Annotated in this window: 14 protein-coding genes; 7 read left to right on the top strand and 7 right to left on the bottom strand. The window is 55.0% G+C overall.

The genetic code is table 11. The annotated features are described in order from the left end of the window. Window positions 1-37 precede the first annotated feature (37 nt). The 4 genes from pssA to trxC form a co-directional block, all read right to left on the bottom strand. Window positions 38-1,393: a CDP-diacylglycerol--serine O-phosphatidyltransferase gene (gene pssA, locus ABFV38_RS16625; protein ID WP_023294337.1), complete on the bottom strand. Its 1,356-nt coding sequence runs from the start codon at window positions 1,391-1,393 to the stop codon at window positions 38-40. A gap of 110 nt (window positions 1,394-1,503) precedes the next feature. Further along, entirely contained in the window at window positions 1,504-4,167 is a 2,664-nt protein-coding gene (gene pat / locus ABFV38_RS16620) for a protein lysine acetyltransferase (protein ID WP_348957604.1), read from the bottom strand. 35 nt (window positions 4,168-4,202) lie between these two features. Continuing rightward, a complete protein-coding gene (tapT, locus tag ABFV38_RS16615; RefSeq protein ID WP_063622284.1) occupies window positions 4,203-4,901 on the bottom strand; it encodes a tRNA-uridine aminocarboxypropyltransferase in 699 nt (232 codons plus the stop codon). Between the two features lie 69 nt (window positions 4,902-4,970). Further along, window positions 4,971-5,390, bottom strand: coding sequence for a thioredoxin TrxC (gene trxC, locus ABFV38_RS16610; RefSeq protein ID WP_045908528.1), 420 nt, complete (start codon window positions 5,388-5,390; stop codon window positions 4,971-4,973). A gap of 204 nt (window positions 5,391-5,594) precedes the next feature. Here trxC and ABFV38_RS16605 point away from each other — a divergent pair, with 204 nt between their 5' ends. Continuing rightward, window positions 5,595-6,695, top strand: a complete 1,101-nt coding sequence (locus ABFV38_RS16605) for a tRNA/rRNA methyltransferase (protein ID WP_008502192.1) — start codon at window positions 5,595-5,597, stop codon at window positions 6,693-6,695. Between the two features lie 40 nt (window positions 6,696-6,735). Here the strand turns inward: ABFV38_RS16605 and ung are convergent, their stop codons facing one another. Then, window positions 6,736-7,425, bottom strand: a complete 690-nt coding sequence (gene ung, locus ABFV38_RS16600) for a uracil-DNA glycosylase (RefSeq protein WP_023333064.1) — start codon at window positions 7,423-7,425, stop codon at window positions 6,736-6,738. A gap of 313 nt (window positions 7,426-7,738) precedes the next feature. Here ung and grcA point away from each other — a divergent pair, with 313 nt between their 5' ends. After that, complete coding sequence (gene grcA / locus ABFV38_RS16595) at window positions 7,739-8,122, top strand: autonomous glycyl radical cofactor GrcA (RefSeq protein ID WP_008502190.1); 384 nt, start codon at window positions 7,739-7,741, stop codon at window positions 8,120-8,122. A gap of 51 nt (window positions 8,123-8,173) precedes the next feature. On the opposite strand, the gene srmB is transcribed toward grcA, so the two are convergent. Then, window positions 8,174-9,502, bottom strand: a complete 1,329-nt coding sequence (gene srmB / locus ABFV38_RS16590; protein WP_023344704.1) for an ATP-dependent RNA helicase SrmB — start codon at window positions 9,500-9,502, stop codon at window positions 8,174-8,176. Between the two features lie 132 nt (window positions 9,503-9,634). Between srmB and ABFV38_RS16585 the strand changes: the two genes are divergently transcribed. Continuing rightward, window positions 9,635-10,372: a tRNA1(Val) (adenine(37)-N6)-methyltransferase gene (locus tag ABFV38_RS16585; RefSeq protein WP_045908530.1), complete on the top strand. Its 738-nt coding sequence runs from the start codon at window positions 9,635-9,637 to the stop codon at window positions 10,370-10,372. Here the strand turns inward: ABFV38_RS16585 and nadB are convergent. After that, on the bottom strand, window positions 10,357-11,976 hold the full coding sequence (nadB, locus tag ABFV38_RS16580) for an L-aspartate oxidase (RefSeq protein WP_025912839.1): 1,620 nt from the start codon (window positions 11,974-11,976) through the stop codon (window positions 10,357-10,359). The two genes, ABFV38_RS16585 and nadB, sit on opposite strands and share 16 nt — an antisense overlap. A gap of 423 nt (window positions 11,977-12,399) precedes the next feature. On the opposite strand from nadB, the gene rpoE reads away from it, so the two are divergent. The 4 genes from rpoE to rseC are packed head-to-tail and all read left to right on the top strand — an operon-like array spanning window position 12,400 to window position 15,083. Continuing rightward, entirely contained in the window at window positions 12,400-12,975 is a 576-nt protein-coding gene (gene rpoE, locus ABFV38_RS16575; RefSeq protein WP_006176728.1) for an RNA polymerase sigma factor RpoE, read from the top strand. Between the two features lie 31 nt (window positions 12,976-13,006). Beyond that, window positions 13,007-13,657, top strand: coding sequence for an anti-sigma-E factor RseA (gene rseA / locus ABFV38_RS16570; protein ID WP_008502186.1), 651 nt, complete (start codon window positions 13,007-13,009; stop codon window positions 13,655-13,657). Continuing rightward, window positions 13,657-14,610, top strand: coding sequence for a sigma-E factor regulatory protein RseB (gene rseB, locus ABFV38_RS16565; RefSeq protein WP_023308851.1), 954 nt, complete (start codon window positions 13,657-13,659; stop codon window positions 14,608-14,610). The genes rseA and rseB overlap by 1 nt, the downstream gene beginning before the upstream one ends. After that, window positions 14,607-15,083 carry a SoxR-reducing system protein RseC gene (gene rseC / locus ABFV38_RS16560; protein ID WP_032653064.1) on the top strand — a complete coding sequence of 159 codons (477 nt, stop codon included), beginning with the start codon at window positions 14,607-14,609 and terminating at the stop codon, window positions 15,081-15,083. The genes rseB and rseC overlap by 4 nt, the downstream gene beginning before the upstream one ends. Window positions 15,084-15,142 lie beyond the last annotated feature (59 nt).

The raw sequence follows: 15,142 nt of genomic DNA, 5'->3' as shown, positions 1-15,142 counted from the left end.
CCCATAAAAAAGCCCTGCGGGTGACAGGGCCTGGACATTACAGAATACGGCTGATAAGTCGGTCAATACGGATACGACGTAAGCGGCGAATAAGCTTGCGAACTTTCACCGGATAATCAGCAATGCTCTGCAGTTCGCGGTAGTGATTCACCACGGTTGTATGGGTGCGAATCAGCTCCAGCTCGCGCTCACGTTGGGCGGCTAACTCATGTTGCGGGTCATGGATCAGGATAGCGTTTTCCAGATCCAGTCGCCACGCGCGCGGGTTCAGGTTGTTACCGGTCAGCAGCATCCACTCATCGTCGACCCACATGCCTTTCAGATGGTAGCTATTGTCTTCATCTTTCCAGAGACGCACAACCAGCTGGTCAGTGTTGACGTAATACTGTAAGCGGCTCAGGAAACGGCGAAGGTTAATCTCATAGAGATAAGGCAATGCACCGATGATTTTGAACGGCTGATCTTCAGGAATAAAGAAGTCGTTTGCCGTTTTATCACCCACGATGATTTCCACTTTTTTACCCTCGCGCAGCAGCTGAATGATATTACGCACCAGCACGGCAGGAAGGTTGAAATACGGCGTGCAGATAGTGAGTTTCTGCTCCGCGCACGGCATCAGATGGAAAATCGTTTTGTTCAGCAGGCTTGATTTGCCGAGCCCTACCAGCGGGGTAACGGATAACTCTTCGTTGTTCGCATCGCCCTGGAAATGATAGACCGCATCGCGCAGCTCCTGGCGGAAGGCGCGAACATCATTTTTGATTTCCGGGCTTTTAGGGCGCTCGGGATCGTCAAGACGATTAACACCACGGCCATGAACCAGATTTTTATCAACCCAGTTGAACATGATATCGGCCATCTGCGGATTACGGATCAGATGGTAGCGGTCGTAGCGATATTTATCGAGCTGATGAAGGTAGACATCATTGAGACTGGCGCCGCTGTAAAGCACGCTGTCATCAATAATGAACCCCTTGAAATGAAGAACGCCGAGTGCTTCACGGGTATTCACCGGGACGCCATAAACAGGCACGTCAACGCCAGGATTTTCCTGCGCTGTGCGGCAATACCAGTCAGCATTGGTGTTTGACGCGGCAGCGCCAATACGGCCACGCTGGGCGCGATGCCAGTCTACCAGCACGCGTACATCCAGTTCCGGACGCTGACGTTTGGCTTCATAGAGCGCGTTCAGGATCGCGCGCCCGCCTTCATCCTGTTCAAGATACAGTGCCACAATGCAAATGCGTCGCGTGGCGCTGGCAATCTTTTCCAGAAGCGTCTCCCGAAAATGAGCGGGAGCGTAAAAGAACTCTACATCATCAACTGACTGAGAAATCTTCGGTAGTTGAGCAAGGTGTTGTTGATGTTTATTACGCTTAAATTTTGACAACATCACAGTGCGTTTCTTCTCTGTTCATTGAAGGGTTGTCTGTACTATGCAAACAACATAAGCGGACAATGATACCACCAGTCCCGTCCAAAGTGGGTAACATTTCCAGTAGCTTACTCGCGTTTGTCTGCTGATGACAGACTGAGGGACAAGGCAACAATACCTTCGTCCAGCTGAATATCAACGTCAAAACCAAGTTTTCGCGCCAGGGTCACCATACCGCGATTGTTAGGCATAGTAATGCCATTAAGGCGTAACAATCCGTGATCTCGCGTATAACTGATGAGTTTTTCCAGCAGTCGTCTTCCCAGGCCCAGACCTTTAAGATCGGAGCGTACCAGCACGGCAAACTCCGCATCGACGTTATCCGGGTCAGAAATCGCACGCGTGACGCCGAGGATCTCATCACCCTTATCGGCGCGACGAACGGCAACAAACGCCATTTCTCGATCGTAGTCGATCTGGGTCATATTGGCTAAATCATCGTGGGTAAATTCGTTGATTTCGCTAAAATAGCGATAATAAAGATCCTCTTTCGTGACCTGAGAGATAAAGGCCCGCAGCTGGGGCTCATCTTCCGGCAGAATAGGGCGGAACAAGGCGCGTTCCCCATTTTTCATCTCAACCCACTCTTCCAACTGCAGGGGATACGGGCGGATCGCAAGACGACTCTCTCTGTCTCCTTCGAATGGCGCGATATCCAGGGTCACGTCCAGCGCCGTAAACTCATTGCCGGAGGCAAGCAGCGGATGAATGTCCAGCCGCTGGATCTCGGCACAATCCACAATCAGGTTAGACACCTGCACCAGGAACTGACTTAGCCCGGCAATATCAAGCGGACGCAGCGCGCTCCGGCCGCGGATCTTTTTGCTTTTGATCGCCTGGATAATCAGATAACGTGCCAGGTTCATGTTCAGTGGCGGTAACGCCACCACGGCCTGTTCCTCCGGGCGCCACTCCACGCCGCCTTCCCCCAGCATGATGAGCGGGCCGAAGACGGGATCGTGTTCGACCACCACCCGTAACTCCTGAGCGCCTGCGCGGTTAGCCATGCTTTGCACCAGCAAGCCGTGGATCCTTGCCTGTGGCCACGCCATTTTGACCCGGTCAAAAATGGCATCTGCGGCCTGCTGCACCTCAGTCGCCGTACGCAGGTAGAGCATCACCCCCTGAACGTCAGACTTATGCGGAATATCCGGGGAGCGCAGCTTCAGGGCAACCGGATAGCCAATCTGCTCGGCAATATGCACGGCCTCAGCGCTGTCGCTGGCGATCCAGGTCGGCAGGGTCTGCATCCCGTAGCTGCCCAGAATGGGCTGGACTTCATGCGTATCCAGCGATGTCGCGCCTTCTTCGATTGCCTGCTGCAACAGCCGGTGAACGTCGACGGTATTGGCCGTCAGATTACCGGGCAACGCCGGCGTCTCGCGGAGCTGTTTCTGGTTGCGGCGATATTCCACCATGTGCATAAACGCGGTAATGGTGCCTTCCGGCGTGCGGTAGGTTGGCAGTCCGGCTTCGCTGAACAGGCGCCGAGCCTCCTGCGAAGAAAACTCACCGCACCAGTTGGTCAGCAGGGTGACATATTTGCCTCGCGGATGGTTGTGCACGGCGTCAATGAGCGCGCGCGCGCTTTCGCTGCCCGGCGCGACCGCGCTGGGGGAGTGGATAATCATCAGCGCATCGAAATCCTGGCTATCCAGCAAAATGGAAATGGCCTTGATATAGCGGTCACTGCTGGCATCATCGCGCAAATCAAGCGGATTGCCGGGCGTCACGCTGGTCGGAAGCGCGTCTTTCAGGCGCTGCAGCGTCTCTTCACTCAGCGTGGCCAGCTTGCCGAAGCGCCGCCACAGCTCATCAAGGGCGAGTGCGGCAGGGGCGGCGCCGTTACTGACAATCATTAACTTCTCGCCGCGCAACGGGCGCATATGGCTTAACGTCTCAACGGCGGAAAAAAGCTCGTGCGTATCCTGTACCCGCAGCAAACCCGCGCGCTGAATGGCGGCGTCCCAGGCGGGATCCATGCCGGAATGCGAATGCAGCAGACGCTGTGCCGCAGGGCTGCGTCCGCTTTTGATCACCAGGATCGGCTTATTGCGCGACGCGCTTCGTGACGCCGAGACAAAACGACGCGCGTCGCTGAGGTGCTCAAGATAAAGCAGGATCGCACTGGTTTTGCCGTCGCGCGCCAGAAAATCCAGTAGCTCATCGACGTCGATATCCAGACTGTCGCCGAGCGCAATGAAGTAGGAGAATCCCATTTCACGCTGCTGCGCCCAGTCGAGAATGGTGTTCGATACTGCAGCCGACTGCGAGATAAACGCGAGCTTGCCTTTGCGGATTGGAACCGGAGAGAAGCTGGCATTCAGCCCCTGCCAGGGGGCGAGCAGGCCCAGACTGTTTGGCCCAAGAATGCGCATTTGATAGCGGCTGGCGCAGGCCAGAAGCTCGGCTTTCTGTTCAGGCGGAGACGAGAGAATAATGCAGGTTTTACAGCCTTTCTTGCCGAGCGATTCCAGCAGTTCCGGATTACGTTTTGCGTTTGTACACAGTACGGCCAGATCCGGTACGAAAGGCAGGCTCTGTACATCCGGCCATGCAAGCACTCCCTGAACCGCCTTATACGCCGGTGTGACGGGCATGACGGGGCCATTAAATCCTCCGGCCAGCAGGTTGCGCATCATCAGATAGCCAGCACGATCCGGTTTCATTGATGCGCCGATGACGGCAATGGATTTAGGACGAAGTAGCGCTTCTAACCCTCGCTGGCTCATGCAGGCCTCCTGTGAATGCAAGCGACCTGATGATTTTAAACGCTTTCCGTCTCGGCTGCTGTGACGCTGCCCTTATGAACGGTTTTTCCCGCCAGATAGCGTTCCCGGAAACAGGAGAAATGGTTGCCCAGGGCGTGAGCCGCAGCGGTATCACCCGCCAGGTCCAGAAGCGCAATGGCCACTTCGGCGGTGCAGTATTGCCCGTCAGCATGCGCTTCACGCAGGCGATAGGCGGAGACGCGGGACAGATCGACAGAAATCACCGGCAGTGCGTCGAGATACGGGCTTTTACGAAACATTTTTCGCGCTTCGGTCCAGGTGCCGTCCAGCATAATAAACAACGGCGGTTTACCGGATGGCGGCGTCGAAAGCACCTGGCGATCGACACCTGCATATGACGCAGGGAAAACGACCATCGGCTGATAGTCCGGGCTTGCCACTAAGTCGAGCAGCGCCTGAGGGGGCTCAGTACGGGACCACTGAAATGCCGCGGTATCCGGCAGAATATCGGCAATGAGGCGACCTGTATTGCTGGGCTTCATCGGCTCGGTATCAAACATGACCAGACAAAAACGGCTCTGGGCCGTACTCGGCGCCAGCGTCTCGCACAGGCAAACCTTCAGCGGCAGCAGGCAGCGCTGACAGCGGCGAATACGGTTTCCGCGCGCGAGAAACGGTCGGGTAGCGCGCGCAAGGCGTTCGGCGCGTAATTGAAGAACAGCGTTATCAGTCATGGGCGAAATGCAGGAAAAACCCTATTTTCGCAGAGGCGAGAACGGGGCACAAGATGTGCCCCGAGAATGTTACAGCGACTCGTTTAACCAGCTTTCAAAAGGCGCTTTAGGCACCGCACCGTTGAGCATATCGAGCACTTCACCATTTTTGAAAATCATAATGGTCGGGATGCTGCGAATACGAAAACGGGCGCTCAGTTCAGGTTCAGCTTCAGTATTGACCTTAACGAAACGTATTTTTCCGCTGCGCTCTTCGGCCACGTCTTCGAAGATCGGCGCGAAGCTACGGCATGGGCCGCACCAGGGCGCCCAGAAATCAACCACAACAGGAAGATCGTCCTTGAGGAGTTTGTCCAGCGTAGCACCCGTCGCGTTAATGACCTCGCCATCAAACAATTCATGGCCGCAGCGTCCGCATTTCGCACCATCTTCAATCCGATCGTCCGGAATGCGGTTAAGAGCCTGACAGTTGGCACATACGGTATTCATAACTAACCTCTGATAGAGCCGTGGGACAGCGGCAAAATGCCGATAATGTTTCTAATATGTTACATATTATCAATGAGCCTGTTTGAAACAACAATGCGTTTTATTCAATGAGAACAATAGTCACAGGCTTTTGTACGAAATTATGGCTATGCGCTGGCACATCGGGTAATCTGCGCGCTTCGCGCAGCGCTGGTGGAGAAAAGCATGAACGACGAAATGAAAAATAAAAGCGGCAAGGTCAAAGTGATGTATGTCCGCAGTGATGATGACTCTGATAAACGCACCCAAAATCCGCGTACCGGAAAAGGTGGCGGGCGTCCGGCGTCTTCTCGTGCAGACGGTGGCCGTCGCCCCGCCCGCGATGACAGAAACAACCGCGGTGATGACCGCAAACGTGATGACCGCAAGCGTGACGATCGCAAACGCGATGACCGTCCACGGGATGACTTCTCACGTGATAACGCCTCCCCGTGGCGCACCGTTTCTCGTGCCCCTGGCGACGAAACGCCAGAAAAGGCCGATCACGGCGGTATTAGCGGTAAAAGCTTTATCGACCCGGAAGTGCTGCGCCGTCAGCGTGCGGAAGAGACTCGCGTGTATGGTGAAAACGCCTGCCAGGCGCTGTTCCAGAGCCGTCCTGAATGTATCGTCCGCGCCTGGTTTATTCAGAGCGTAACCCCGCGCTTTAAAGAAGCGCTGCGCTGGATGGCGGCAAACCGCAAAGCCTACCACGTGGTTGATGATGCCGAGCTGACCAAAGCATCCGGTACTGAACACCACGGCGGCGTCTGCTTCCTGATCAAAAAACGTAACGGTACGACCGTTCAGCAGTGGGTCAGTCAGGCGGATGCCGATGACTGCGTACTGGCGCTGGAAGACGTGGGCAACCCGCATAACCTGGGCGCAATGATGCGTAGCTGCGCGCACTTTGGCGTGAAAGGCGTGCTGTTGCAGGATGCCGCGCTGCTGGAATCCGGTGCCGCGATCCGTACTGCGGAAGGCGGAGCTGAACACGTACAGCCGATCACCGGCGACAGCGTGCTGGATGCCCTTGAGCAGTTCCGTAAAGCGGGTTATTCCATCGTGACCACCTCGAGCCATGCCGGTACGCCGCTGTTTAAAGCGACGCTGCCACGCAAAATGGTGCTGGTGCTGGGTCAGGAACGCGATGGTCTGTCTGATGCGGCGCTCTCCAGTGCGGATCTGAGTGTCTCTATTGATGGGACAGGCAATGTGGAAAGTCTGAACGTATCCGTTGCGACCGGTGTACTGCTGGCCGAATGGTGGCGTCAGAATAAGGCATAAGCCTCTTCATGTGCCGGGTCAGACCCGGCACATTCAAATACTATTCGCTCTCTGCCGGTAACACAGGCATCCAGTCAATGGGCGTTTCGCCACGTTTTTCCAGCCATTCGTTCGCCAGAACAAAATGATTACTGCCAAAGAAACCGCGATGTGCAGACAGCGGTGACGGGTGCGGCGCTTTCAACACGTGATGACGCTGACGGTCAATAATCGCCCCTTTCTTCTGCGCGTGCGATCCCCAGAGTAAAAACACGACCCCTTCACGGTGTTCGTTGATCAGGCTGATGACTTTATCGGTGAACGTCTCCCAGCCCAGGCTGGCGTGCGAGTGCGCCTGGCCGGCCCGAACGGTGAGTACCGTGTTCAATAACAACACGCCCTGACGCGCCCAGCTTTCCAGGTAGCCATGGTTTGGTCGGGTAAACCCGGGCACGGTTCCCTCAAGCTCTTTATACATGTTGAGCAGAGAAGGGGGGATCGCCACGCCGGGACGTACGGAAAACGCCAGCCCATGCGCCTGACCCGGGCCGTGATAGGGATCCTGGCCCAGAATGACCACTTTCACATCGCTCAGTTCGGTGTAGCGAAAGGCGTTGAACACATCTTTCTGCGGTGGGTAAATCGTCTGTCCGGACTGGCGCTCAGCCGCAACGGTGCTGAGCGTATTGATAAAATAGGGCTGCTGCTTTTCTTCTGCCAGCACGTCATGCCAGGTTAAAGGTGTCGTCATCTCGCTCTCCTGCGAATTTCAATCTCTGACTAGCTTACCTGTTAAAGCCCGGTGAGCAAAATAGCACACTGAATACGCGCTAAGTGGCTAAATTTATGTTGAAAATATGCAGGTTGAATTGAATTGGTAAGGTCGTGAAATTGATCTAAAGCAATAAATTCAAACCACACTCTTTATGTGGTTGGTGTTTTTGTTGATTTAAATCAATAAATCACCGGGGTGTGAATGATATATATACACACAAGAAACAATGGTTTTACCAATTGGCCGCGAGAGGCCGACATCAGTTAATGTAGCCTAAGGGAGGCAACACATGATTACAGGTATCCAGATTACTAAAGCTGCAAATGACGATCTGCTCAACTCTTTCTGGCTGCTGGACAGCGAGAAAAACGAAGCGCGCTGTGTCGTCGCGAAAGCGGGTTTTGCTGAAGATGAAATCGTGCCGGTGAGCAAACTGGGCGAAATCGAATACCGTGAAATTCCAATGGAAGTGAAACCGGAAGTGCGCGTGGAAGGTGGTCAGCACCTGAACGTAAACGTACTGCGTCGCGAAACGCTGATGGACGCGGTTGAGCACCCAGAAAAATACCCACAGCTGACCATTCGCGTGTCCGGCTATGCGGTACGCTTCAACTCTCTGACCCCAGAACAGCAGCGCGACGTTATCGCGCGTACCTTTACTGAAAGCCTGTAAGGCTTCAGCTACGGGGGGAATAAAAAAGCCGGGGATTTCCCCGGCTTTTTTTTACTCTTCCGTTTTTGTCTCTGGTGCAGCAGAGCTTGGCTTACGGCGCTTACCAATATTTTTGGTATCGCGGTGGCGCTGCTTCACGCGCGGTTTCTCTTTTTCTTTCTCTTTTCTCTCAGCACGTTTCGCGAGCGCTTTCTTGGACGGTTTACCCGTCATTTTTTCACTCGGCGCACGCGTGGTTGGGCGCAGGCCATCAATAACGCGCGCTTTCAGCGGCTCGTCAACATAGCGGCCAATTTTCTGCAGCAGCAGGTAGTCATGCGCTTCGACCAGTGAAATCGCAATCCCTTTGCGGCCCGCGCGGCCGGTACGGCCAATACGGTGCAGATAGGTATCGCCGCTGCGCGGCATATCGAAGTTAATGACGTGGCTGACGTCAGGGATGTCGATCCCGCGAGCGGCAACGTCTGTGGCAACCAGCACGTTAACGCGGCCATCGGTCAGGCGCTTAATGCCTTCGGTACGCTTGATCTGCGCCATCTCGCCTTCAAGATAGCAGTTGTTGATCCCGGCGTTACGCAGCATTTCTGCCAGCTCGTGCACGCGCTCGCGCTTACGGACAAACACGATTGTGCGCAGCGCATCTTCCTGCTTCAGCAGGTGTTTGAGCAATTCGACCTTGTGCTCAAGGTTGTCCGCGCGGTAGTACCACTGGTGGATCTTCTTACGCTCACGGGTGGACGGCGTCGCTGACACTTCCACCGGATCTTCCAGCAGACGCTCTGCGAAGTCTTTAATCGCTTCCCCTTCGAGGGTGGCAGAGAACAGCATCGTCTGGTTACGCCAGCGCGTTTCACCCGCAATATGCTCGATATCCTGTGCGAAGCCCATGTCCAGCATACGGTCGGCTTCGTCGAGGATCAGCGTTTCAACCGCACGGCAGTCGAAGTTCTCTTCTTTAATGTACTGCAGCAGGCGGCCCGTCGTCGCAACGACGATGTCCTGGTTTTCGCTGAACACTTCGGCGTGGTTCATATACGCAACGCCGCCGGTGATGGTCGCGATATCCAGATGGGTATTTGCCGCGAGTTCACGCGCGTGATCGGCCACCTGCATGGCCAGTTCGCGCGTCGGCGTCAGGATTAAAATACGCGGCGGGCCAGATTTTTTACGTGGAAAATCGAGCAGATGCTGCAACACAGGCAGCAAATAGGCTGCTGTCTTCCCCGTGCCGGTTGGCGCAGAACCGAGCACATCGCGGCCCTCAAGCGCAGGCGGAATGGCCGCTGCCTGAATGGCGGTCGGGCGTGTAAAGCCTTTGCTCTCAAGTGCATTGAGCAGGCTTTCATCGAGTTCAAGTTCGGAAAAAGTCGTTACAGTCATGTTCTACCTCTGTGTGGGGCGCTGATTATAGACGTTACGGCTGTAATCTTCATCTGTTTGTATGGATATCGCTTTTCGGCCACTTCGCTTTCCCCTATGCTACTCCAGTTTCACTTAGAAGGTTGCTCCGACATGTCTCAACTCAAAGCGCAGCTGCGCCGCGATGGTTTTACGTTTAAACAATTTTTTGTCGCTCACGATCGCTGTGCCATGAAGGTCGGTACGGACGGTATTTTACTGGGCGCGTGGGCGCCTGTCGCAGGGGTTAAGCGTATTCTTGATATCGGTACCGGCAGCGGGCTGGTGGCGTTAATGCTGGCGCAGCGCACGGAAGAACATGTCACCATCGATGCCGTCGAACTGGATGCGCAGGCGGCAGAGCAAGCAAGTGAAAATGTGGCCGAATCCCCCTGGGCTGCCCGCATGAAAGTGGACTGCGCCGATGTGCTCGCCTGGGCGCCTGAACAAACCGCGCGTTACGACCTGATCGTCAGCAACCCTCCCTACTATGCGCCCGGCGTTGAGTGCGGGACACCCGAGCGCGAACAGGCGCGTTATACCCGTTCCCTCGATCATAAAGCGCTGCTCACCAGTGCGGCCGAACTCATCTCCGAAGAAGGCTTTTTCTGCGTGGTCCTGCCAGAGAGTACCGGCAACACGTTCATCGGTATCGCGCAGGAGATTGGCTGGACGTTACGTCTGCGTACCGATATTTCGGATACGGAAGGCCGACTGCCACACCGCGTGCTGCTGGCGCTCTCGCCGAAAGAGGGTGAATGCTTTAACGATCGAATGGTGATCCGTGGGCCAGACCAGCGTTATTCCGAAGATTACACTGCCCTGACCCAGGCGTTTTATCTGTTTATGTAAACCTGCGGGGCGAGGATCGACGGGCCGGATTCCGCAAGCTGATCCGGATAGTCCAGCGTATAGTGCAACCCGCGGCTCTCTTTACGCATCATCGCGCAGCGAACGATCAGCTCGGCAACCTGCACCAGATTGCGCAGCTCCAGCAGATTATTCGACACGCGGAAATTGGCATAATACTCATCAATTTCCTGCTGCAGCATGGTGATGCGGCGCAGCGCGCGCTCAAGACGTTTCGTGGTGCGCACAATCCCGACGTAATCCCACATGAACAGCCGTAGCTCATGCCAGTTATGCTGGATCACGACCAGCTCGTCCGGATTTTCCACGCGGCTTTCATCCCAGGCAGGCAGGCGCTCTGTCTCGCGGGCGTAGGGCATGCGTTTGGTGATGTCTTCTGCGGCCGACCAGCCGTAGACCAGGCACTCAAGCAGCGAGTTAGACGCCATACGGTTCGCGCCGTGAAGCCCGGTATAGCTGACCTCACCGATAGCATACAGGCCATCGACATCGGTACGCCCATGATCGTCAACCATCACCCCACCGCAGGTATAGTGGGCGGCTGGCACAATCGGCACCGGATCGCGCGTTAAATCGATGCCAAGGTTGAGCAGCTTTTCGTAAATCATCGGGAAGTGCTGGCGAATAAACTCTGCAGGCTTGTGGCTGATATCAAGATACATGCAATCCACGCCAAGACGCTTCATTTCATGGTCGATGGCGCGGGCAACGATATCGCGCGGGGCCAGTTCGCCACGGGCGTCAAAGTCGGGCATAAAGCGGGTGCCGTCAGGGCGTTTCAGATAGGCGCCTTCGCCGCGCAGGGCTTCCGTCAGCAGGAAGTTGCGCGCCTGAGGATGGAACAGGGCGGTTGGGTGAAACTGATTGAACTCAAGGTTCGCCACCCGGCAGCCGGCGCGCCAGGCCATCGCGATACCGTCTCCGGAGGCAATGTCCGGGTTCGTGGTGTACTGATACACTTTAGAGGCACCACCCGTGGCCAGCACTACAGCTTTCGCCTGGCAAGTTTCCACCTTCTCTTTATTGCGGTTCCAGACCCAGGCGCCCACCACGCGACGCGTGCCCGGCAGGCCAATCTTGTCGGAGATAATCAGGTCAACGGCGTTACTTCGTTCAAGCACTCGAATATTAGGATGGCTCAGCGCCTTGCCGACCAGCGTGGTCTCCACTTCTTTCCCGGTGGCATCCGCTGCGTGCAGGATGCGGCGGTGGCTATGGCCGCCTTCACGCGTCAGGTGGTAGCTCTCTTCACCATTGGGTTGAACCTGCGTATCGAATAAGACGCCCTGGTCGATGAGCCACTGCACGCAATGGCGGGCATTGCTGGCGACAAACTCTGCGGCATGCGCATCCACGATCCCGGCCCCGGCAATCAGCGTATCGTCGACGTGGGAGGCAATGCTGTCTGTCTCATCAAACACGGCGGCAATCCCGCCCTGGGCATAAAACGTGGAACCCTCGCTTATCGGCCCTTTACTCAGAACGATAACGTTTTGATGCTCGGCCAGGCGTAGCGCCAGAGAGAGACCGGCAGCGCCGCTGCCGATGATCAGTACATCACAATGGAGTTCAGGTGTTGTGTTCATGATTGTTGTTTAATTTACTAAACAGTGTTAGGCCAGAATAGCACCTGAATGCGATTTATCGCACGTTTTTTTTTATGGCTGTTGCAATGACTAAACGCGTAAGCAGAGGTAAACGGAGGGTAAATGAGTGAAATTATTTTGCGAAGCAGATCGTTAGCGTCAGATTTTGTGATGAAATAAAGACTGGGTTGCGTTACTCTTCTGGCGGGAAAAAGATGTTTCTTGTCAGAAAGTGGTGCGTATCGTGAACAGACTTATAATGAGAGAAAATGAACAGTCTGCGGCGCGATGAACAAAAACAAAGGCGTTACGGAACTTATTGAAGATCAGACACTCTAATTCGGTGCTTGCTCAAAGTGCGGTATTTTTAGAGTGGCGTTTCGATAACGCGTGGAATTTAGGTTTGGGGAGACATTACCTCGGATGAGCGAGCAGTTAACGGACCAGGTCCTGGTTGAACGGGTCCAGAAGGGAGATCAGAAAGCCTTTAACTTACTGGTGGTGCGCTACCAGCATAAGGTGGCGAGCCTGGTTTCCCGCTATGTACCGTCAGGCGATGTGCCTGATGTGGTGCAAGAGTCTTTTATTAAGGCCTATCGCGCGCTGGATTCGTTCCGGGGAGATAGTGCTTTTTATACCTGGCTGTACCGTATTGCGGTCAATACGGCAAAGAATTATCTGGTCGCTCAGGGCCGTCGTCCGCCTTCTAGTGATGTGGACGCAATCGACGCCGAAAACTTCGAAAGTGGCGGCGCATTGAAAGAAATTTCGAACCCTGAGAACTTAATGTTGTCAGAAGAACTGAGACAAATCGTTTTTCGCACGATCGAGTCGCTCCCGGAAGATTTACGCATGGCAATTACGTTACGGGAGCTGGATGGTCTGAGCTATGAAGAAATAGCCGCTATCATGGATTGTCCGGTCGGCACGGTACGTTCACGAATTTTCCGTGCGCGAGAAGCTATTGATAATAAAGTTCAACCGCTTATCAGGCGTTGACGATAGCGGGATACTGGAAAAGGTATTAGGCATGCAGAAAGAAAAACTTTCCGCTTTAATGGATGGTGAAACGGTGGATAGTGAGCTGCTCAACGAGCTGTCTCATTCTCCCGAAATGCAAGAGACCTGGGAGAGTTACCATCTCATCCGTGACACCCTTCGCGGTGACACCGGCGAGGTTCTCCATTTCGATATCTCAGCCCGCGTCATGGCGGCGATTGAGAATGAGCCTGTTCATCAGACCACTCCGCTGATTCCTGAAGCTCAACCCGCGCCTCACCAGTGGCAGAAAATGCCATTCTGGCAAAAGGTGCGTCCGTGGGCCAGCCAGCTTACACAAATGGGTGTGGCTGCATGCGTATCGCTTGCAGTTATCGTTGGCGTCCAGCACTATAATACTCAGTCTGAAACTAATCAGCAGCCAGAAGCGCCAGTGTTTAACACACTGCCGATGATGGGCAAAGCCAGCCCGGTAAGCCTGGGCGTACCGGCTGATGCTTCCGCCAGCGGCGGTCAGCAACAGCAGGTTCAGGAGCAGCGCCGTCGCATTAATGCGATGTTGCAGGATTACGAGTTGCAGCGTCGTCTGCACTCTGAACAGCTTCAGTTTGAGCAGGCGCAGACACAGCAAGCTGCTGTGCAGGTGCCCGGAAACCAAACTTTAGGAACGCAATCGCAGTAATGAAGCAACTTTGGTTCGCCATGTCTCTGATGGCGGGTAGCCTGTTCTTCTCTGCCAACGCCTCGGCTGATGTATCATCCGGGGCGTTGTTGCAGCAAATGAATCTGGCCAGCCAGTCACTCAATTACGAGTTGGCATTTATCAGCATCAATAAGCAGGGCGTCGAGTCGTTACGCTATCGCCATGCCCGTCTTGATAATCAGCCGCTCGCCCAGCTTTTACAGATGGATGGTCCGCGTCGGGAAGTTGTCCAGCGTGGTAACGAAATCAGCTATTTCGAGCCCGGCCTGGAGCCTTTCACGCTGAATGGCGACTATATCGTTGATTCTCTGCCGTCACTCATTTACACCGACTTCAAACGGCTGGCCCCTTACTACGATTTTATCTCGGTAGGGCGTACGCGTATTGCGGACAGACTGTGTGAGGTGATCCGCGTTGTCGCCCGGGATGGAACGCGCTACAGCTATATTGTCTGGATCGACGCGGAAACCAAACTCCCCATGCGTGTAGATCTGCTTGACCGTGACGGTGAAACGCTGGAACAGTTCCGCGTTATCTCCTTCAGCGTGAACAATCAGGTTGGCAACAGCATGCAGAATCTGGCTAAGGCCAGCCTGCCGCCGCTGCTTTCCGTTCCGGCAGGCGATTCCGTTAATTTCAACTGGGTACCTGCCTGGATCCCACAAGGGTTTAGCGAAGTGTCCAGCAGCCGTCGTCAGTTGCCAACGATTGAAACGCCAGTGGAATCTCGCCTCTATTCCGATGGTTTGTTCAGCTTCTCGGTGAATATCAATCGCGCAACGGCAAACAGCGCCGAACAAATGCTGCGTACCGGGCGCCGTACGGTGAGCACAACGGTACGCGATAACGCAGAGATCACCATTGTGGGTGAACTTCCTCCGCAAACGGCGAAGCGCATCTCCGACAGCATTAAATTCAGGGCCGCACAATGATCAAAGAGTGGGCGACGGTAGTCTCGTGGCAAAACGGCATTGCGCTGGTGAGTTGCGATGTAAAAGCCTCATGCAATAGCTGCGCATCCCGAGCCGGTTGCGGCAGCCGCGTGCTGAATAAGCTCGGGCCGCAAACATCGCACACGATTTCTGTGCCAAGCGAACAGCCGCTGATGGCCGGGCAGAAGGTTGAACTGGGCATCGCGGAAGGCAGTCTGCTCAGCTCCGCCATGCTGGTCTATCTCTCTCCGCTGATCGGGCTGTTTATTATGGGCGGCGTTTTCCAGATGCTGTTTGGCACCGATGGAGCCGCCATGTGCGGTGCCGCATTAGGTGGTCTGGGGGGATTCTGGCTTGCCAAAGGCCTCTCCCCGACGCTTGCCGCGCGCGAGGAGTGGCAGCCTGTCATTCTCAGCGTTGGGCTGGCGCCAGACCAGCTTCGCGTCGAGACGCTCTCTTCTGAGGCCCGGTGATTCATCGGGCTTTATCATTTTTACGTCTTAAAACAGAAAACGTCCTTTCTTCACGCTAT

Source organism: Enterobacter cloacae complex sp. Mu1197 (genome assembly GCF_040059225.1).
In the GTDB taxonomy this organism is placed as follows: Bacteria; Pseudomonadota; Gammaproteobacteria; order Enterobacterales; family Enterobacteriaceae; genus Enterobacter; species Enterobacter quasiroggenkampii.
The sequence above is the reverse complement of the archived record's forward strand: the minus strand, read 5'-3'. Positions and strand labels throughout refer to the sequence as shown.